Here is a 365-nt window from a genome sequence, read left to right as displayed (position 1 = left end):
ACCCCTGATAAGGGTGAGGTCGGCAGTTCGAATCTGCCCAGACCCACCAATTTTGTGTGGGAAGCCTGTAGAAATACGGGGCCATAGCTCAGCTGGGAGAGCGCCTGCCTTGCACGCAGGAGGTCAACGGTTCGATCCCGTTTGGCTCCACCATAACTGCTTCTGTAAAGCTTAGAAATGAGCATTCCATCATTATGATGGTGAATGTTGATTTCTAGTCTTTGATTAGATCGTTCTTTAAAAATTTGGGTATGTGATAGAAAGATAGACTGACCGTTACTTTCACTGGTAACGGCTCAGGCTAAGGTAAAATTTGTGAGTGACTCTTAAGAGTTTTGCGAATTTTCGGCGAATGTCGTCTTCAC

At 45.8% G+C, this 365-nt stretch carries 1 tRNA gene; it reads left to right on the top strand.

Annotated features, from left to right (window positions below):
* Positions 1-77 precede the first annotated feature (77 nt).
* A tRNA-Ala gene (locus M5C01_RS32830) sits at positions 78-153 on the top strand.
* Positions 154-365 lie beyond the last annotated feature (212 nt).

It is taken from the genome of Pseudomonas sp. MWU12-2319, assembly GCF_023242525.1.
GTDB classification, from domain to species: Bacteria; Pseudomonadota; Gammaproteobacteria; order Pseudomonadales; family Pseudomonadaceae; genus Aquipseudomonas; species Aquipseudomonas gingeri_D.
This window is presented reverse-complemented; position numbering and strand designations above follow the sequence as displayed.